Below are 18,001 nucleotides of genomic sequence, written 5' to 3'. Positions count from 1 at the left end.
GCAAGAGCACTGCTCTCGAAATGGTTCGGCGCTCCAAAACGTGTCAGACTGACCCCATGACCAGCACCCTGCGCGGGGCCCGTGAGCGGGCCCGTTCCGAGATCACCACCGCCATCAAGGACGAGGCCCGCCGACAGCTCGCCGAGGAGGGCGCGGCGAAGCTCTCGCTGCGGGCCGTGGCCCGCGCCCTGGGCATGGTGTCCTCCGCGCTCTACCGCTACTTCCCGAGCCGCGACGAGCTGCTCACGGCGCTGATCGTCGACGCCTACGACAGCGTGGGCGCCGCCGCCGAGGCGGCCCGGGACCGCACGCTGACCGAGTCCCCGGCGCGGGCCTGGGCGGAGGTCGCCGGCGCCGTGCGCGCCTGGGCGCTGGCCCACCCGCACGAGTACGCGCTGATCCACGGTTCGCCCGTGCCCGGCTACCACGCCCCCGCCGAGCGCACCGTGCCCGCCGCCGCCCGCAGCGGCGAGGCCCTGATCGACGTGGTCCGTCGGGCCCACGCGGGTCCCGGCGCGCCCGCCCCGGAGCCGGTGCCCACCCGCTTGGAGGCGGAGGCGGCGCGGATGATCGCGGACTTCGCCGGCGGGTTGCCGGCCGACGCGGCGCTGGCGCTGCCGGCGGTGTGGGCACAGCTCTACGGGCTGATCTCGTTCGAGGTCTTCGGCCAGTTCCAGCGGGTGGTCGAGGAACGCGACGCGTTCTTCGCGCACGCGGTGGCCCGGCTCGGCACCCTGGCCGGGATCCCGGAGGAGACACCGACCGGCACGGACGCCCGCCCCGCGTGACCGCCCCGATTGACCACGCCGCGTGACCCCGGACACGCACCGGGCCCCGCCCGCGACCGACGTCCGCCCCACGCGGGCGGGTGTGCGGTCACGAGCGGGGCCCGATCGTGCGAGGGGCCCGGCCGGGTCCGTCGGGGGTCAGCGGCCCTGGAGTGCCTTGACGTTGTCGCCGAAGGTCCAGTTCTTGGCACCGTCCCAGTTGATCGACCAGGTCATCAGCCCCTTGAGGCCGCCCTGGTACTTGTTCCACGCCTGGGCCACCAGCGCGGGGGACATGTGGCCCCCGCCGGCGCCCGGTTGGGCGGGCAGGCCGGGGACCTGCTTGTCGTAGGGCACCTTGATCGTCGTGCCCTGCACCACGAGGCCCTTGTTCAGGCAGTCGGTCTGCGCGGTGAAGCCCTGCACGGTCCCGGCGGAGTAGGAGTCGCCGGAGCAGCCGTACATGCTGCCGTTGAAGTATGGCCGCGTCTTTACGCAGCGCGTAGCCATAGCCGGTGGCATGTCGTGACGACGTGTCTGGACGCGGTAAGGGAACCCTGTGAGGTTTCGAGCCCTTCGACTCTAGATGAGGGGCCGTCAGGCCCTACAAAGTCGGGCACGCAGTGCCTTGGCAAAGAACGGGTCAAATCGGACATTGGGAATGTGGCTGATCACGATTTCCAGAGCACCGATATTTATGAGCGGTGGCGATCGGACACACAAGACGAATACGCGGACCTGACGATCAAGAGATACATCTCGACGGTCGAACGAATCTGTCGGCACCACGGGCTGAGTGACCCTCACGACCTAACGGCCGATCGAATCCGCGAGTATTTCCGGGACCGGAAGTGCGGCCCCGGCACGCGCCGAACCTACCTCTGCGCGATAAAAGCATTCGTAAAGTGGTCCGGTGGCACCGACCCCACCGCAGGCATCCGGCGCCCCCGCCGCACCGCCCGCCGACCGAAGCCCATCACCGAAAGCCAAAGGGACTACCTACTCTCCTTCTTCCGGCTGAACTGCCGCCACATGTACGTCGCTACACTCCTCGCCCTGTACGCCGGCCTCCGGGCCGCCGAGATAGGACGGCTCCGTGGCGAGCACATCATCCCCGACCCCTCCGGCACCGGAGGCATCCTCACCGTCTACGACGGGAAGGGCGGAAAGACCGCCGACGTCTTTATTGACAGTTTCCTTATCCAAGAACTCGAACCGGAAATTCGGGCGGGTGGCTACGTCCTCGGGAAACTCGTCGGAGGAAACCTCGTCTCCTGCCGCTTCCTCTACTGGGCGAAGAAGCGGGCCGGTATCGACGCGTCCATTCACATGTGCCGCCACTGGTTCATCACCTGGACCTATCGCGTGAAGAAAGACATCGTCGCCGCCCGCGACCAGGCCCGCCACGATTCCGTCGCCACGACCGAGGTCTACATCGAATCCGACGCCGACGTGGCCCGCGCCACAGCATCGGCGCTCCCCGGCGCATCCCGCGCCGGGCAGCTCGTCATCGTGCCCAGCGTCACCCCGCCGAACGTTGACGAACTGCGCGCACAACTCGCCCTCGACGCTGAGGAATTCTTGACGAACATGGCCATCGTCTATGCCGACTACAGACGCCAGGAACAACAACTCGCCGCCGTCCGGACACTCCTCGACGGCCGCACCCTCGACCTAGAGAGCGCCGCGTGAATTCGCCCGAACAGCCCACCGTGCAGGGCCCCGTGCTCCTCGACCTCACCCCCAGCGGGAAGCGGCCCGGCCGCCTCGTCGCCGAATTCGCCGCCCCCGCCCCGGGCTGCATACGCCCCCGGCACACGGTGCGCCCCGACCACCTGAACAGCGACCTCGCCGAGGTACGCGCCTTCATCACCAGCAGCACCCACCTGTACCGACTCGGGGCGCAACGCCCCAACAAGCCCGTAGGAGCCCCGCCTTGGCCATCCGAATGATCCGCCTCGACGGCACCGCGGAATCCGCCGACCTCGTACGCGACAGCATCCGACACGCCCTCGTCGGTCACGTCCTGGCCGCCGCGCTGGAGCTGAACCACCGGTACCTCGTCGAAGAGTTCTACGAACCCGGCGCCGACTACGAACCCGACACCTGGCGCGAGATCGCGGCCGGCGCCTGCCACCTCCTCACCGAGACCGGCGGACCGAACACCCTCACCCGCGCCCAACCCCTCCTCGCCGACACGGCCGGGTCCACCGGGGCCATGGTGCTGCTCATGTCCCACGTGGCCGCCGCGACGACCGGGGCCCCCGAGAACGGCGCCCCCGTGGACGTGTGGGACCGGATCGTCTCCGAGCACCAACAGGCCCGCGTTGTCGCCCAACTCCTCGCGCTCGTCTCCTTCGTGGTCCACAACAAGCCCGAGCGCACCCGCGCCCTGTCGGCCGCCCTCGCGCAGGCCGCCGCCGTCGTCATGCCCGACGGGACGGACGCCGCGCTCCGCGCCCGCACCGCCCCCGCCGACGGGGAGCAGCAGCAGTGACCGACCACCACACCGTCCTCGAGAACCTGGCCGCGCTGCTCACCGCCCGGACCGCGTGGGACGAGGACGCCGAGCTGTACACCCTGCACACCACCCCGGCCGGGACGGTCGTCCTGCCCATGGGCCTGCCCCGCGCGTACTGGCACATGGCCGGCGACCCCAAGCAGGCCGTCGGCGCGCTCGCCGCCTCGATCCGGGTCATCGGCTCCGTGCCGTTCCTCGGCCACGTCCCGACCGCCTACGGGCCGCCCGTCGGCGTCGCCCTGCGCATGGAGTCGTACGCCATCGACTCCACCCGCCAGGACACCCCGCAGGTGGCCGAGGCCACCCGGCGACTCGTCGCGGGCGGGAGCCTGCCCCCGCTCCGGACCATCCCCGGACGGCTGGAGCAGCGGCACGTGCAGGCTCTCACCCTCGACGGCCACGCCTACGACGTGTCCGGCACCCGCCTCACCAACAACACCATGGGCACCCCGGAGAAGAACCACTTCCCGCCCGGCAGGAAAGGGTTCCTCGTCGGCCCGGCCATGGACGTGCTGCGGTCCCTCCTCGAAGCGCTCGCCGAGAAGCAGGTGGCCCGGTGATCAGAATCTCGGGGGCCGTCCGCCGACAGCTCGGCGAACGAGTAGTCGACGCCATCGTGGCCAACCCGCCCGGCCTCGTCGAGTGCCGAGTGTGCCGCCGGGCCTGCCGCCCCCCGGACGACGTGGTGTCCCTGTCCGTGCAGGCCACCCCCGGCCGCCCCACGCTGGTGGCGTGGTCGCACCGCGAGTGCGCGGGGTCTCGCGTCCTGTCGCAGGTGCAGTTCCTCGCGGCCGTCCAGCACTCCGCCACCCTCATGACCGAGGCCGAGCAGGCCGAGGCCGAGGCCGGGACCCGGTACCTCGTCGAGAACACGATCACCGGTGCCGTCACCGCCGAACCCCGGCGCCCGGTCCAGCGGTTCACGTACGTGGGCGGGCCGATGGACGGCAAGGCGATGGAGTGGCGGGAAGCCGTGCCGCCGCCGGACGCGATCCGCTTCGAGGAGCCGCACCCGGCCACCGCCTACGCGGTGGGCTCCTACCTCCTCGACGAGGACACCGGCCGCTACCTGTGGCGCCCGGCCCTGCGGTGGCGCCCGGCCACCCCGGAGGAGGCGGAAGAGGCCAGCGCCCTACCGGATTTCGTACCGGCCAAGGGCGGCACGGTCGTCTGCGACCTGTGCGAGAAGGACCGCGCCGTCTGCTACTACGACGTGACCCCGTTCGTCGTCGAGATCACCGCGTTCGGAGGGTTCCCGATGGTCCTCGGATCCGGCCGCTGGTTCAACGCCTGCCCCACGTGCGCCGACCTCATCGACGCCGACGACCAGGCGGCCGTCATGGCCCGCGCCAACCTCGCCGAGCGGATAGGGCACGCCATCATGGTGGACGGGTTCTTCGCGTCCCGCACCGGCACCGGCCGCACCGCGCTGACCGGACACGACGGCGACCACCTCGTGTGACCGTGCGAGCACCCGCGGCGGGACGTTGGTCCCGCCGCGACCCTCCCGACCGTCCTGAAACGGTCAGGCCGCCCGTCCCTACCGGCACAGCCGGCACCCCACTGACCCTCGAAACCGTGAACCCCCGCCGAACCGTCCCCCTCATCCTCGCCGCGCTCCTCCTGGGCCCGGCCGTCGTCGCCTGCACCACCGCCCCCGACAAGGCCGCACCCGCGCCGGCCACCCCCTCGGCGTCGGCATCCCGCGAACCGGTCACCGCCGCCCGTGAGCCCCGGCTCAGCGTCGTCGAGCAGATCCGCCGCGCCTACCGCAACGGCCTGGCCAACCCTGACGGGCAGACCCCCGAGGCCGCCGGCGCCAAGGCCGCCATGGCCGAGGCCCGGCGGATCAGGGAGCACCCCGACGCCACCGAGCAGGAGCGCACCGAGGCCATGAACGTGATGTGGGGCCTCCTCGACGGCAAGACGCCCTGATTCCGGCCATGGCTGAAACGGTTCCTCGCCCGGCTCGTTGGGCCGGTCGACACCTGTCGCCCCCCACGGAGGAACCCCCATGCGTACCGTCCTCGCTGCCCTGGCCCTCACCGGCGCCGCCCTGGCCGTCGCCGCCGTCCCGGCCGCCGCCGACGGCCCCGGCCACCACAACACCACCGGCAACACCGGAATCGCCCCGGCCCTCGACGTTCACGACGTGCAGGTGTGCGGCATCGCCCCCATGGTCGGCATCGCCCCGCTCAGCGAGGTGTACGGGTTCACCGGCCCCTGCGCCCGCTGACCCGCTACCCTCGAACCCTGCACGCACCCCTCGGCCCCGCCACACCCCCCCGTGGCGGGGCCGCCCCATGACCCCAGCCGGTCACGGTCGTTGAGCCGATCATGAGACTCAAGGCCGAGGCCCGCGCCAAGCTGGCCGCCCTCCTGCGCACCGAGTACGACGCCGGCGCCTCCGTCCGCGACCTCGTCGCCAAGCACGGCCGCTCCTACGGCAACACCCTCACCCTGCTACACGAGGCAGGAACGGTCCTGCGCGGCCGAGGCGGCGGCCGGCCCCGCCGCACCCCGGCGGCCTGACATGGCCTGCCGCCTCTGCGCGGAACCCGGCCTGCACGTCCTGTGCCCCGGCTGCACGTCCGCGACCGCCGACACCGTGCACGCGCTCCCCGGCCTGTGCGACCAGCTCGCCGCCCACCTCCCCCCGGCCCGTGGCCGCCGGGCCCGCACCGGGCCGCGCGCGCACGCACCCCTGCCCGCGCAGCTTGAAGCCCTCGCGCTGCGCGCCGTCGGCGGCATCCCCACCACCCTGGCCACGTGGGCCCACCACCTCGTCCACGCCCGCAACCTCGACCACCCCGTGCACGCCCGCACCACACCGCTCCACCACCAGCACGCCGCCACCATCGCCCGCCACCTGCCCTGGGCCGCCGCCCACCTTGAGGCAGCAGCAACCCTTGCCCGCGAGGTGACCGAGCTCGCCGCCCGCGCGCGCCGCGTCATCGACCCGCCCGAGACGCTGCGCACCGAACTGCGCTGCCCTGTCTCGCAATCCGCCGATGGCACCCCGTGCGCCGGGCCCCTGTCCGTCGACACAGACGCGATGGTGATCCGCTGCTACTCCTGCAAGGCCGAGTGGCCACAGGACCGGTGGCTCCACCTCGGCCACGTCCTCGCCACGTAGCGTGACCCGTACGGCCGAGCGTCCTTGCCCACCATCAGGCGCCAAGCTACTTTCATGGACAATCCCCCCACTGCACCCACCGGCCGGTCGACGCTGGTCGACCGGCACGCCGCCGCCGTCTGGTGCCGGGTCCCCGTCGGAACCATCGACTACTGGGCGTCCACGGGGAAGATCACCCGCCACCGCGTCGCCACCCCCAACCGGCGACACAGGGTGATGTACGACCTCACCGAACTACCGCCCCGCCGCGAGGAGCCCGCCGCGTGACCACCACACCCGCGCTCGAACAGCCCCCCGTGCCGCCGGCCCCCGTCCGCCGCCTCGACCCCGCCGAGCAGATCCTCACCTACTTCCGCAGCGCGTTCCTCCCCGAGCCGCTGCGCACCGTCTCACAGTGCGTCGAGGACCTGGCCCGCTACGTCGTGCAGGTCATCCCGCCGTCCGCCGAGCGAACCGTGGGCGTGCGCCACCTCCTCGACTCCAAGGACGCGCTCTGCCGGGCCGCGACCCACATCGAGCCCCCCACCCCCGGCCAGCAGCCCACCCCGCCCACCTCCTGACCCACCCCACCCCCTAGACCCCGCCCCCGCCTGCACACCCCCACCCCCGGGCCCTTCACCCCGGGGCCGGTGCAGCCAGGGGGCGGGCACGGCCGCGATGGTGCACGAACACCGCAGGCCGCGCACGGCGGGGTACGGCAACGGCCAGGCTCCGGAACCGCCCCGTACCCCGCCACCCCCACAGGACCAGCCTCATGCCCACACGCCGCCGCCGTGCCGCGTCCGTGTGCCCCACACCCGGATGCCCCACCCTCACCCCGGGCGGGCCCTGCCCCGACTGCCGCAGCCAGCGGGAGCGGGCACGCGGCACGGCGGCCGAACGCGGCTACTCCGGCGACCACATCAGCCGCTTCCGCACGGGCGTCCTCGCACGCGACCGCGTGTGCGTGCTCTGCCGCGCAGCACCAGCCACGGACGCGGACCACCATCCGCTCGACCGGCGCGAGCTGGTGGCCCGAGGCATGGACCCGAACGACCCGCAGTACGGCCGCGGCCTATGCCACCCATGCCACAGCAGCCACACAGCAGCCCAGCAGCCAGGCGGATGGAACACGGCACGCTGAACAGCTCGCAGGCGCTCACACAGGCACACAGCAGCGCTCACGAGGCACAGCAGCACCACGCGACACACACGCCACACCACGCCGCCACGGCAGGGGCCACTCGAAACTCGTCACGCACCGTGACCGGGGCCGGGGGGTCAACCCCCACGGGCCCCGGTCGCCCTGACCGCCGGGGAGGGCCGGCGGAAGTCTGCGGGGTTCAAAACCCCTCCAAGATCACTCGCCGTCACGCAACGTGACGGCACCCCGGGGTCGCAACGGCCCCGACGCCGAGAGGACCCCCGATGCCCAGTGGTGGCGCCCGCGCGCGCTCCGGCCCGCCGCCGGACCCCATGGCCCTGCGCCCGAACACCGCGACCGGGGAGTGGATCACCCTGCCGCCGTCCCGCACCGGGCCGGTACCGGACTGGCCGCTCACCACCCCCTCGGAGCGGGAATCCGAGCTGTGGCCGCCGATGTGGGCCCGGCCGCAGGCCGCCTTGTGGGAGCGGTACGGGCAGGCCGTCGAGGTCGCCTTGTACCTGCGGGCCCTGACGGCCGCCGAGCAGCGTGGCGCCCCGGTGGCGCTGCTCACGGTGGTGCGGCAGATGGCCGACTCCCTCGGCCTCACCGTGCCCGGGCTGCGCGCGAACCGGTGGAAGATCCCGGCCGCCGCCGACGAGCACGACGCGCTGCAGCCCGCCGAAGGTCCCGCCGGCCGCAGGTCGAAGGTCCCGCCGCGGGTGTCGTCGGTGCGGTCGAGGCTGACGGTCATCCCGCCGCCGGGCGATGGTGGCTGACCGGCCGTCCGAGTACGTCGTCGACTTCCCGACGCTGTGGGTCGTCCCGGAGTGGATTCAAGAGCACTGCGTCATCCCGGACGGGTTCGAGCAGGGCAAGCCGTTCGTGGCCTACGACTGGCAGCTGTGGTGCACGGTCAACCACTACCGGCTCAAGCCCGGCGCCCGCCTCGGCCAGCTTGCCCCGGCGTTCCACTACCGGCGGTCGCAGGTGGTGGCGCCACAGAAGACCGGCAAGGGCCCCTGGACGGCCACCCTGATGGCCGCCGAGGCCGTCGGCCCCGTGGTGTTCAACGGGTGGGCCGAGGGCGGGGAGACGTACGAGTGCAACGCGCACGGGTGCCCATGCGGGTGGGCGTACGAGTACGAGCCCGGGGAGCCGATGGGCCGCCCCTGGCCCACGCCGCTGATCCAGATCACGGCCACGTCCGAGGACCAGACGGACAACATCTACCGCCCCCTACAGAACATGATCCGGCTCGGGCCGCTGTCCGCGCTGATGAAGGTCGGCGAGCAGTTCATCCGCCTGCCCGGCGGCGGCCGGATCGACGTGGTCACCAGCTCGGCGCAATCCCGACTCGGCAACCCGATCACCACGGCCGCTCAGGACGAGGTCGGCTTGTGGACCGCCGAGAACCGCATGATCCGCGTCGCCGAAACACAGCGGCGCGGCCTGGCCGGTATGGGCGGCAGGGCGATCGAGACGACGAACGCGTGGGACCCCGGCGAGAACTCCGTGGCGCAGCGCACGTCCGAGTCCCGGGCGCGGGACATCTTCCGGTTCCACCGCAAGGCCCCCGGCTCCCTCTCCTACCTCAACAAGCAGGAACGCCGGAAGATCCACCGGCACGTCTACGCCGGGTCCGTCCACGTCGACCTCGACGCCATCGAGGCCGAGGCCGCCGAGCTGATCGAGACCGACCCCGCGCAGGCCGAACGCTTCTTCGGCAACCGCAGCGTGGCCGGGTCCGGGTCGTGGATGAACCGCGACCTGTGGGACGCCCGCGCCCGCCCCGAGCAGGTACCCGACGGCGCCACCGTCGTCATGGGCCTGGACGGCTCCGACGTGGACGACTGGACCGCCATCCGGCTGGAAACCCTGACCGGCTACCAGTGGACCCCGACCGTCGGCACCGACCGGACGCCGGCCATCTGGGACCCCGCCGAGCACGGCGGCCAGGTCCCGCGCCTCGCCGTCCGCGCGGCCGTCGCCGAGCTGATGGGCCGGTACAACGTCGTCCGCGCCTACATGGACCCCCCGTACTGGGAAACCGAGATCGACGATTGGGCCGACGAGTACGGGGACCGCATCGTCAGGTGGTCGACATACCGCATCGTCCAGATGCACGCCGCCTGCGAGCGGCTGCTCACCGACGTGGCCAAGAAGGACGCCACGCTGTGGCACGACGGCTGCCCGGACGCCTCGGTGCACATGGGCCACACCCGCAAGGGCGAGCGGCCCGCCGGCCGGTACGTCCTCAAGAAGGCCGGGCCCGCGATGAAGATCGACGTAGCCGTGGTGTCCGTCCTCGCGCACGAGGCCGCGTGCGACGCGATCGCCGACGGCCTCGCCCGGACCAAGAAGTACAACGCCTACTCCGCGTGACCCCTCCGTCGCCCGCGGGCGCACCGTCTCGACAACTCCACCCGGAAGGACCGTCATCGTGGCGACCGAGCTTGAGGCCCTGCGCCTGGTGGCGATCCTCGAGAACGAGTTGGAGAACCGGCGCGGCCCGGCGGACCGGTTCGAGCGGTACTACGAGTCCGACCAGCCGTTGGCGTTCGCGTCGGAGACGTTCCGGAAGAACTTCGGGAAGCAGTACGAGGGGTTCGCCGACAACTGGACGCAGGTCGTCGCCGACAGCCCCGTGGAGCGCATGACCGTCACGGGGGTGAAGCCGGCCGGGACCGACAAGGCCGATGACGAGCTGTGGGGCGTGTGGCAGGCCAACAACCTGGACTGCGACTCGCAGCTGGGGTTCCTCGGCTCCGCCGTCGGCTCCCGCAGCTTCGTGTACGTGTGGGGTAACGACGCCGACCCGGACGTGCCCACCGTGCAGTTCCTCGACACGACCGAGGCGGTGGTGGCGTACGTGCCCGGCTCCCGGTACGAGCGGCGCGCGGCGCTGCGGGTGTTCCAGGACGGCGATCACGAGTGCGCGACCCTGTACCTGCCGGACGAGCGTTGGCGGTTCCGCCGGGTGCTGCGCCGTCAGGCGAAGTCGGCGCAGATGGCCGAGGCCGACACCGAGATGGACTTGTGGCTCCCCCCGTCGGAGAAGGCGAGGCAGGACGCCGAGCACGCGTGGGCCACGGTCGCGGGCGCCGAGCCCAACCCCATGGGGTGCGTGCCGATCATCGAGTTGCCGAACCGGCCCCGGCTGGTGCGGGACCCCATCAGCGACATTGCAGGGGTGGCCGCGATGCAGGACGCCGTGAACCTGCTGTGGGCGCAGCTCTTCACCACCTCGGATTTCGCGTCCTTCCCGCAACGGGTGGTCATGGGCATGGAGCGGCCGAAGATCCCCATCCTGGACAAGGACGGGCAGAAGATCGGCGAACGGCCGATGGACCTGGCCAAGTTCGCGGTGGACCGGCTGCTGTGGCTGGAGGACCCGAACACCAAGATCAGCGAGTGGCAGGCCGCCCGCCTCGACGTGTACACCGGCGTTCTGGAGGTCGCGGTCGGCCACATCGCCGCCCAGACGAGGACACCCCAGCACTACCTCGTCGGCAAGATGGCGAACTTGAGCGGCGACGCGCTGATCGCGGCCGAGGCCGGGCTGGTGAAGAAGTGCGGCGAGAAACAGCTGTGGTGGGGCGCGGCCGTCCGCGAGATGTTCCGCCTGGTCGCCCTGGCCATGAACAACGCGAAGAAGGCCAAGGCCATCCGGTCCGGGACGCTGCTGTGGGCCGACACCGAGTCCCGGTCCCGTACCCAGCTCGCCGACGCCCTCGTGAAGTTGCGCCAGGTCGGGTTTCCGTTCGCGTACCTGGCCGCGCACTACGGGCTGTCCCCGTCCGAGGTCGCCGACCTCGTGGCCATGCGCGAGAAGGAGGCCGACCTCGACCCGCTCGCGCAGATGGTCAACCCCAAGCCCCTCGGCGGACCGGAGGAGCGCACCGCCCCGGCCGCCGAGGCCCAAGACGACGAGGACCAGGAGCAGGACGAGGGCCAGGAGCCGGACGCGCCCGCGCCCGCGCGCCGGCGCCGCCGGGTCCCGGTCGGGGCCCGCCGCTGATGCCCGCCGTCCTCGCGCCCCCGGCCGCCGCCGACATCGCCGCCGACTGGTACCGGCAGCAGACCGGACTCGCCGCCTCGGCCGCCCGGCTCGCCGCCCGCTGGTGGCGCACCATGGACCCGGCCGACATGGACGGCTACTTCCGAGCCCGGGCCCGGCTCCTCGTCGGCACCGTCACGACCGTGCAGCAGCTCGCCGCCGAGGGCGCCGACAGCTACGTGACGCGGGCCTTGGCCGCTCTCGGCACCGACCCCGACCCGGCCGGGTCCCTGGATCCCGGGGCGTTCGCCGGGCACGCCGCCGACGGCCGCGCCCTCGAATCCCTGCTGTACCAACCGGTGGTCGGCACCAAAACCCTGATCGGCCAAGGGGTGCCGGTCGTGGACGCGTGGGAACGCGGCCTGCGCGAGTTGCTGCGGATCACGAACAGCGAGATCGCGGACGCCGGCCGGGCCGCCGTCGGCGTGCGGATCGCCTCGGACCGGGCCTGCACCGGCTACGTCCGGGTGTGCTCCGCGACCGCCTGCCCCCGGTGCGCGATCCTCGCCGGGCGGGTGTACGCGTTCAACGCCGGGTTCCGGCGGCACCGCCGCTGCCACTGCATCCACATGCCCAGCCCGAGAGGCCGGCGTTCCACTGTGCCGGGGCCGCGTGAGCTGTTCGACCGCCTCGGCCGCGAGCAGCAAGACCGGGTGTGGGGCGAGGCGAACGCCGCCGCGATCCGGGCCGGCGCCGACCCCGCCAAGCTCGTCAACGCCTCCCGGGGCACGTACACGGCCGACGTGTTCGGCCGCCAGCTCCTCGCCACGCACGAGGGCCGCAAGCAGGCGGAACGGTACCTGCGGAAGTACAACCGCGCGATCCCCTGGGGCGCCGGGCCACGCCTGACCCCGGAGGCCATCTACAAGATCGCCGAGAACCGGGCCGACCTGATCCACATGCTTCGCCGGTACGGGTACCTGACCGGCTAGGAGACCCGCGTGATGGACGACTACGGCAACGAGATCGTCGAGCCCCTGCCCTGCCCGGCCTGCCACCGGCCCGGCCTCCGCGTCCTCGTACGCGGCGCGGGCTGGTTCCTCCTGTGGTGCCCCACCTGCACCGAGACCGTCACCGACCTGCCCCTCCCCGACTCCTTCCCCCCGCAAGGACCCCCGTCGTGAGACTGACCACCGTCCTGTACGGCGCCGCGCTCGGCGCCGCCGCCCTCGTCCCGGTCATCGCCATGCCCGCCACCGCCACGACCCCCAGCGCCCCGACCACGACCGCGAAGGGCGTCGCTCGCATCACCCTGTGGGACAACGCCAACGCCAAGCCCGCCAACAGCCCGATCGTGCTGACCGACCCCGAGCTGAACCGCTGCTACGTCCTCGGCCCGGACAGCACCGAAATCGCCAAGGTCGACAACCGCACGGACGCCGCCCTCATCCCGTACTACCCGGACGCCACGGACCCGGAGTGTGAGAGCGGCATCACCGCCCCGAAGGTGCCGCCCGGCACGGCCGTGAACCTCGTCCCCACCGACGAGCAGAACGACAACGCCGAACACGGCGCCGCCGGGGGGTCGGATCTCCCCGAGTACGTGAAGTTCATCCCCGCCCAGTAGCCACCACACCACAGAAGAGAGCACCACGTGTCCGACACCCTCGACGCGATCCTCGACGAGGTCCGCGCCCGGTTCGCCGCCCTCGAAGACCGCACCGGCGCCCCCCAGGTCAAGGAGACAGGCCCGCTCGCCGGCGCCCCCGGCGAAACGGTCACCCTGACCGGCGAACGCCTCGACACCATCGCCCGCGTCCGCGTCGACGGGAACCCGGTGTGGGCCCGCATCGACCCCGAGAAGATCGAGTTCCAAGTTCCCGACCTGGCCGCCGGTACCTACCCGGTGCAGCTCGTCGAGGCCAAGGGCGAACACGTCGCGGTCGGCTACCTCCGCCTGAACGTCGCCGCGGACTGACCCCCCATCACCCCACCTCCCCGGCCCCCGGCGCGCAACGCCCCGGGGGCCTCCGCATGAACGGAGCCGCCCGCAATGGGTGTAGTAACCCGCGTCGCCACCCCCGCCACGGATGCCCTCGCCGCACTCGACAACGAGGACCAGGACGACGAGGAGCAGCCCCCCACCGACGACGGCCAGGACGGCGCGCACGGCGCCCCCGAGGACGACGCCGACCCCGAGGGAGCCGACCAGCTCGGCGACGCCGGGAAACGGGCGCTCGACGCCATGAAGGGGCGGTTCCGGGCGGAGCGGGACCGGCGCCGCGAACTGGAACAGCAGATCGCCGACGCCACAGCCACCACCGAGGCCGAGAAGACGCAGCGCGCCGCCGAGCGCGCGGCCCTCGACAAGGCCAACCGGCGCATCCTCCAAGCCGAGATCCGCGCCGCCGCCAAGGGCCTCTTGGCCGACCCCGGCGACGCATTCGCCTTCCTCGACCTCGACGCCTTCGAGGTCGCCACCGACGGGTCCGTGGACACCGACGACATCTCGTCCGCGCTCGCCGACCTCGTCAAGACGAAGCCCTACCTGTCCGCGCAACGCGGCGGCGGCCCCCAGTGGGGGCCGCGTGACGGAGGGACGGCCAAGCCGCCCCGGCCCCGTCAGCTCACCGAGACCGATCTCGACGGGATGAGCCCGGAACAGATCGTCGCCGCCGAGAAGGCCGGACAGCTCGAAACGCTGCTCGGCCGCTGACAGAAGGACCCCCACCATGGCCATTGCAGGAACAACGGTCACCAAGTTCGTCCCCGCGATCTGGTCCGCGAAGATCCTCGTAGCACTCCGCAACGCGCACGTCTTCGGGCAGTCCGGAGTGATCAACCGCGACTACGAGGGCGACATCAAGCGCGCCGGTGACCGCGTCAACATCACCGCCGTGAAGCCGCCGACCATCGGCAAGTACGTGCCGCACAAGGACATCAAGGTGGAGTCCCTGGTCGACACCGACGATGTCCTGATCATCGACCAGGCCCCCTACTTCGCGTTCGAGCTGGACGACATCGAGAACGCGCAGGCGCTGTCCGGCGGCGCCGTCATGGGCGAGGCCGCGTCCCTGGCCGCGTACGGCCTGGCCGAGGAAGCGGACAAGTACCTCGCCGACCAGATGCACGCCGGCGCCCGCACCAAGCTGACCGTGGACATCACCGCCGACCCGGCCGACGCGTGGACCAAGCTCCTCGTCCCGCTGCGCATCGCCATGGACAAGCAGAAGGTGCCGTTCGAGGGCCGGTGGCTGATCGTCCCGCCCGAGGTGCACGGGGCGCTGCTCCTGGACTCCCGGTTCGTGAAGGTCAACGAGTCCGGGACCGAGCAGGGACTCAGGAACGGCATCGTCGGCAGGGCGGCCGGGTTCGACATCATGATGTCGAACAACTGCGACGGCGCCACCACCCCGACCCCGAAGAAGGGCCGCGTCCTGGCCGGCCACCGCATGGGTTGCACGTTCGCGCAGCAGATCGCCAAGACCGAAGCGTTCAAGATGGAGCTCCGGTTCAACCAGGGCCTCAAGGGCCTGCACCTGTACGGCTCCAAGGTGATCCGGCCCGAGGTGCTGGTGTCCGCGTCGGTCACGCACACGACGTTCTTCGACCCTGAGTCCATCACCATCAGCTCGGGCGGCAGCGACGCGGCCGACGAACCGGCCCCGGCCGAGGACGAGGGCACCGTTCCCGCCGCCGACGAGCCCGCGGGCGACGACGCGAGCACGGACGGCGACGACGAGGGCGAGGCCCCGGCGCCGAAGGGCCGCCGCCGGTGACCGACGACCACACGCCGGACGGCGGCCACGACGGGCCGCCGTTCGGGCCACCGATCGACGTGGACGTGCCGCGCCCCGAGGTCGACGACTTCCTGATCCCCATCAGCGGCGTGGACTTCTACACCCTCGTCGCCGGGGACGCGCTGCGCCTGACCGGCGTCCCGGCGGACAAACTCCTGCTGATCGTCGAGGCCCTGCCGGGGCCGCTCGTCGAGCTGGTCGTGGACGCCGGGGACAACCCACCCGCCAACTTGGCCGGGTACGGGCCGCTGCACATCCCCGTGCCCCCAGGGCAGCACCTGACCGGCCCGTTCAAGGGCGGCCGGCACATGAAGCGTGACGGGTCCCTGCACGTCAAGATGAGCGGCCCCGGTGGCGCCACGTTGAACGTGCGCCCGTTCCAACTCCCTGACGTGATCTCCACGGGCCTGCTGCCCGGCCGGGTGCCGCTGATCGGCGTCAGGGTCAAGGGCCTGCCGCTCGCCGACGGGTTCACGATCGAGTGGACGGCCCCGGACGGGATCACGGTCGTGGTCACCGCGTCGGACGGGTCGGTGTCCCACACCGGGACCGTCAGCGGCAACAAGGCCATGTTCTCGGGCCTCAAGCAGGCGACGAGCTACGCCGTCACGGTGACGGCCACGAAGGCCGGTCTACGGCCGTCCCTGCCCGTCAAGCTCACGGTGAAGACCGCCGGGCCGCCGCCGAAGAAGCAGCCGGCCACCCCGGGCAAGCCCGCCCTCAAGCCGGGCTCGAAGCCCACGCCGACGGGCGTCATCGTGGGGTGGGCGCATGACGGGAAGGACACCACGCACTACCTGCTGCGCCGCCGCGAGGACCCGGGCGCGCAGTGGTCCATCGTGAAGCGGGACATCAACGCGGCCTCGCGGGAGGCCACCGACGTGGGCCCGCTCGTCGCCGGGAAGTCGTACGTGTACGACGTGACCGCCTACAACGGGCCCAACGTGTTCTCGGCCGCGTCCCCGCCGTCGGACCCCATCGCCATTCCGGCACCGCCCGCCAAGCCCAAGAAGCCCGACCCGCCGTTGATCGCCAAGGTCGCCACCCCTACCTCGGTCCAGATCCGTTGGGACAAGTACCCCGACCAGGCCAGCATCACCGGCCTGCGGTGGGAGTGCGACGACCAGACCGGCGGATGGCCGACGAAGGTCGCTGCCGCGAAGGACGCCACGACCGCCACGCACACCCCCACGAAGGCGTACGGTCCCGGACCGGTCGAGTTCCGCATGATCGCCCTCAACGGGCCCACGGAGTCGGACCCGTCGACCAAGCTCACGGTGACGTTCCCCGCCATGCCCTCGAAGCCGGCCATCGGCGCCAATCCGAAACCCACGGATGTGCAGGTCACATGGACATCGACTGAGGCCGACACGACGAACTACGTCGTCCTGCGTCGCGAGGAGGCACAGACGTGGGACAAGGCCAGGACGATGGCACAGGTCAACGTCGGGACGAAGACGTACCAGGACACGACGGCCGCCGCCGGAACGACCTACCGCTACCGGGTCCACGCCGCGAACGGCGCCAACATCCAGATCATCGGCCCCGAGTCCGACAAGGTCACCACCTTGTCCTCGTACGGGGACGGCGAGTACGGCGAAGGCCCGTACGGGGGTGATGGGCCGTGACCACACCCCCGCCGCCCCCGCCCGCCCCACCGATCCCGCAGAAGGGCGCCACCGCGTGGGACGGCCCGCTGAACCTGTTCCTGGCGTGGGTCCGTGACCGGCTGAACTACTACGCCCGGTCTGAGATCCAGCTCCGTGACCGGCTGACGATCATCGAGAACGAGTCCAACGTGCCTGCCCTCGACGCCGTGGCCCCCGAGAGCGGAAAGGCCGGCGACACGCTGACCCTCACGGTCCGCAACGTCAAGAAGGCCAACCCCGACGTGGACACCGTCATGGTCGGCCACAAGCCCGCCACCGACTTCGTGTTCGTCACCGACCACAAGATCACGTGCAAGGTGCCCGCCGGGATGACCCCGGCCCGCTACACCGTGTCCATCCGCAAGGGCTCCAAGGCCCTGGCCTGGCGTACCGACTGCTTCGAGGTGAAGCCATGACCGACTACCCCGTGAACCCGGACTACGAGACCCGGTTCGACAAGATCGAGCGGGAAGCAGCCGCCGACCGCGCGCGGATCACCACCGCCGAAGGCAAGCTCACCGCCGCCGAGGGCAAGATCACCGCGCTCCAGGGCAAGGTGTCCGCGCTGGAGACCGCGAACAACGACGCTAAGGCGAAGATCGCCGCTCTGGAGGGCAAGGCCCTGACCGCCCGGGGCGACTGGAAGGTGTCCACGAAGTACACCGTCGGCGACCTCGTCGCGGGCAAGGACGGACAGTACCGGTGCATCAAGGCCCACCAGTCCGAGGCCACCGACAAGCCCGGCGAGGGCGCCAACGAGGCCACCTACTGGGCGCTGTTCACCGCGCACGGCAAGAACGGCACCGACGGCAAGAACGGCAAGGACGGCACCGACGGCACCAACGGGGCGCCGGACCCCGAGGTCCGCAAGGACGCCACGTGGGCACTCGCCCGCCTCACCGCCTGCGAGAAGGAACTCCAGATCACCCCGCCCAAGCGCCCCACCACCGGCGACGACGAGCCCACCAGCCGGTACGTGACCGCCGCCGATCTCGAGTTCTGACC

At 71.8% G+C, this 18,001-nt stretch carries 24 protein-coding genes and 1 pseudogene; 24 read left to right on the top strand and 1 reads right to left on the bottom strand.

The features are described 5' to 3' along the window. The first annotated feature begins 56 nt into the window (after positions 1–56). Positions 57–788: a TetR/AcrR family transcriptional regulator gene (locus tag ACN20G_RS28315; protein ID WP_424216054.1), complete on the top strand. Its 732-nt coding sequence runs from the start codon at positions 57–59 to the stop codon at positions 786–788. Positions 789–926: 138 nt separating this feature from the next. Here the strand turns inward: ACN20G_RS28315 and ACN20G_RS28310 are convergent. Next, positions 927–1,247 (bottom strand): annotated as a pseudogene (locus ACN20G_RS28310) (chitinase); the annotation flags it as partial. 183 nt (positions 1,248–1,430) lie between these two features. Between ACN20G_RS28310 and ACN20G_RS28305 the strand changes: the two are divergent. The 23 genes from ACN20G_RS28305 (at position 1,431) to ACN20G_RS28195 (ending at position 17,999) form a co-directional block, all read left to right on the top strand. Further along, on the top strand, positions 1,431–2,459 hold the full coding sequence (locus tag ACN20G_RS28305; protein ID WP_424216053.1) for a tyrosine-type recombinase/integrase: 1,029 nt from the start codon (positions 1,431–1,433) through the stop codon (positions 2,457–2,459). Further along, positions 2,456–2,719 carry a hypothetical protein gene (locus tag ACN20G_RS28300; protein WP_424216052.1) on the top strand — a complete coding sequence of 88 codons (264 nt, stop codon included), beginning with the start codon at positions 2,456–2,458 and terminating at the stop codon, positions 2,717–2,719. The genes ACN20G_RS28305 and ACN20G_RS28300 overlap by 4 nt, the downstream gene beginning before the upstream one ends. Further along, a complete protein-coding gene (locus ACN20G_RS28295; RefSeq protein ID WP_424216051.1) occupies positions 2,704–3,264 on the top strand; it encodes a hypothetical protein in 561 nt (186 codons plus the stop codon). Before ACN20G_RS28300 ends, ACN20G_RS28295 begins: the two co-directional genes overlap by 16 nt. Next, positions 3,261–3,848 (top strand): hypothetical protein, encoded by a 588-nt coding sequence (locus ACN20G_RS28290; protein WP_424216050.1) that lies wholly within the window; start codon positions 3,261–3,263, stop codon positions 3,846–3,848. The genes ACN20G_RS28295 and ACN20G_RS28290 overlap by 4 nt, the downstream gene beginning before the upstream one ends. After that, positions 3,845–4,750 carry a hypothetical protein gene (locus ACN20G_RS28285; RefSeq protein ID WP_424216049.1) on the top strand — a complete coding sequence of 302 codons (906 nt, stop codon included), beginning with the start codon at positions 3,845–3,847 and terminating at the stop codon, positions 4,748–4,750. Before ACN20G_RS28290 ends, ACN20G_RS28285 begins: the two co-directional genes overlap by 4 nt. Before the next feature lie 116 nt (positions 4,751–4,866). Further along, positions 4,867–5,223 (top strand): hypothetical protein, encoded by a 357-nt coding sequence (locus ACN20G_RS28280; protein WP_424216048.1) that lies wholly within the window; start codon positions 4,867–4,869, stop codon positions 5,221–5,223. 79 nt (positions 5,224–5,302) lie between these two features. Then, positions 5,303–5,524, top strand: a complete 222-nt coding sequence (locus ACN20G_RS28275) for a hypothetical protein (protein ID WP_424216047.1) — start codon at positions 5,303–5,305, stop codon at positions 5,522–5,524. 101 nt (positions 5,525–5,625) lie between these two features. Then, entirely contained in the window at positions 5,626–5,820 is a 195-nt protein-coding gene (locus ACN20G_RS28270; RefSeq protein WP_424216046.1) for a helix-turn-helix domain-containing protein, read from the top strand. Position 5,821: 1 nt separating this feature from the next. After that, complete coding sequence (locus tag ACN20G_RS28265; RefSeq protein WP_424216045.1) at positions 5,822–6,424, top strand: hypothetical protein; 603 nt, start codon at positions 5,822–5,824, stop codon at positions 6,422–6,424. A gap of 54 nt (positions 6,425–6,478) precedes the next feature. Then, positions 6,479–6,691 (top strand): hypothetical protein, encoded by a 213-nt coding sequence (locus ACN20G_RS28260; RefSeq protein WP_424216044.1) that lies wholly within the window; start codon positions 6,479–6,481, stop codon positions 6,689–6,691. Then, complete coding sequence (locus tag ACN20G_RS28255) at positions 6,688–6,984, top strand: hypothetical protein (RefSeq protein ID WP_424216043.1); 297 nt, start codon at positions 6,688–6,690, stop codon at positions 6,982–6,984. The genes ACN20G_RS28260 and ACN20G_RS28255 overlap by 4 nt, the downstream gene beginning before the upstream one ends. Positions 6,985–7,831: 847 nt before the next feature. Next, a complete protein-coding gene (locus tag ACN20G_RS28250; RefSeq protein ID WP_424216042.1) occupies positions 7,832–8,326 on the top strand; it encodes a hypothetical protein in 495 nt (164 codons plus the stop codon). Further along, a complete protein-coding gene (locus ACN20G_RS28245; RefSeq protein ID WP_424216041.1) occupies positions 8,316–9,932 on the top strand; it encodes a hypothetical protein in 1,617 nt (538 codons plus the stop codon). Before ACN20G_RS28250 ends, ACN20G_RS28245 begins: the two co-directional genes overlap by 11 nt. A gap of 58 nt (positions 9,933–9,990) precedes the next feature. Further along, positions 9,991–11,568: a phage portal protein gene (locus tag ACN20G_RS28240; RefSeq protein WP_424216040.1), complete on the top strand. Its 1,578-nt coding sequence runs from the start codon at positions 9,991–9,993 to the stop codon at positions 11,566–11,568. Further along, entirely contained in the window at positions 11,568–12,539 is a 972-nt protein-coding gene (locus tag ACN20G_RS28235) for a hypothetical protein (protein ID WP_424216039.1), read from the top strand. Before ACN20G_RS28240 ends, ACN20G_RS28235 begins: the two co-directional genes overlap by 1 nt. A 9-nt stretch (positions 12,540–12,548) precedes the next feature. After that, positions 12,549–12,731, top strand: a complete 183-nt coding sequence (locus tag ACN20G_RS28230) for a hypothetical protein (protein WP_424216038.1) — start codon at positions 12,549–12,551, stop codon at positions 12,729–12,731. Beyond that, complete coding sequence (locus ACN20G_RS28225) at positions 12,728–13,174, top strand: hypothetical protein (protein ID WP_424216037.1); 447 nt, start codon at positions 12,728–12,730, stop codon at positions 13,172–13,174. The genes ACN20G_RS28230 and ACN20G_RS28225 overlap by 4 nt, the downstream gene beginning before the upstream one ends. Before the next feature lie 27 nt (positions 13,175–13,201). Then, positions 13,202–13,525: an IPT/TIG domain-containing protein gene (locus ACN20G_RS28220; RefSeq protein ID WP_424216036.1), complete on the top strand. Its 324-nt coding sequence runs from the start codon at positions 13,202–13,204 to the stop codon at positions 13,523–13,525. A gap of 75 nt (positions 13,526–13,600) precedes the next feature. Beyond that, positions 13,601–14,263, top strand: coding sequence for a hypothetical protein (locus tag ACN20G_RS28215; protein ID WP_424216035.1), 663 nt, complete (start codon positions 13,601–13,603; stop codon positions 14,261–14,263). Positions 14,264–14,279: 16 nt separating this feature from the next. Then, on the top strand, positions 14,280–15,326 hold the full coding sequence (locus ACN20G_RS28210) for a hypothetical protein (RefSeq protein ID WP_424216034.1): 1,047 nt from the start codon (positions 14,280–14,282) through the stop codon (positions 15,324–15,326). Then, positions 15,323–16,975 carry a hypothetical protein gene (locus ACN20G_RS28205; protein ID WP_424216033.1) on the top strand — a complete coding sequence of 551 codons (1,653 nt, stop codon included), beginning with the start codon at positions 15,323–15,325 and terminating at the stop codon, positions 16,973–16,975. Before ACN20G_RS28210 ends, ACN20G_RS28205 begins: the two co-directional genes overlap by 4 nt. Next, positions 16,972–17,412 carry an IPT/TIG domain-containing protein gene (locus tag ACN20G_RS28200; RefSeq protein WP_424216032.1) on the top strand — a complete coding sequence of 147 codons (441 nt, stop codon included), beginning with the start codon at positions 16,972–16,974 and terminating at the stop codon, positions 17,410–17,412. Before ACN20G_RS28205 ends, ACN20G_RS28200 begins: the two co-directional genes overlap by 4 nt. Then, positions 17,409–17,999, top strand: a complete 591-nt coding sequence (locus ACN20G_RS28195) for a carbohydrate-binding protein (protein ID WP_424216031.1) — start codon at positions 17,409–17,411, stop codon at positions 17,997–17,999. The genes ACN20G_RS28200 and ACN20G_RS28195 overlap by 4 nt, the downstream gene beginning before the upstream one ends. Positions 18,000–18,001: the final 2 nt, after the last annotated feature.

The organism is Streptomyces dryopteridis, assembly GCF_049606955.1.
Lineage (GTDB): Bacteria > Actinomycetota > Actinomycetes > Streptomycetales > Streptomycetaceae > Streptomyces.
This window is presented reverse-complemented; position numbering and strand designations above follow the sequence as displayed.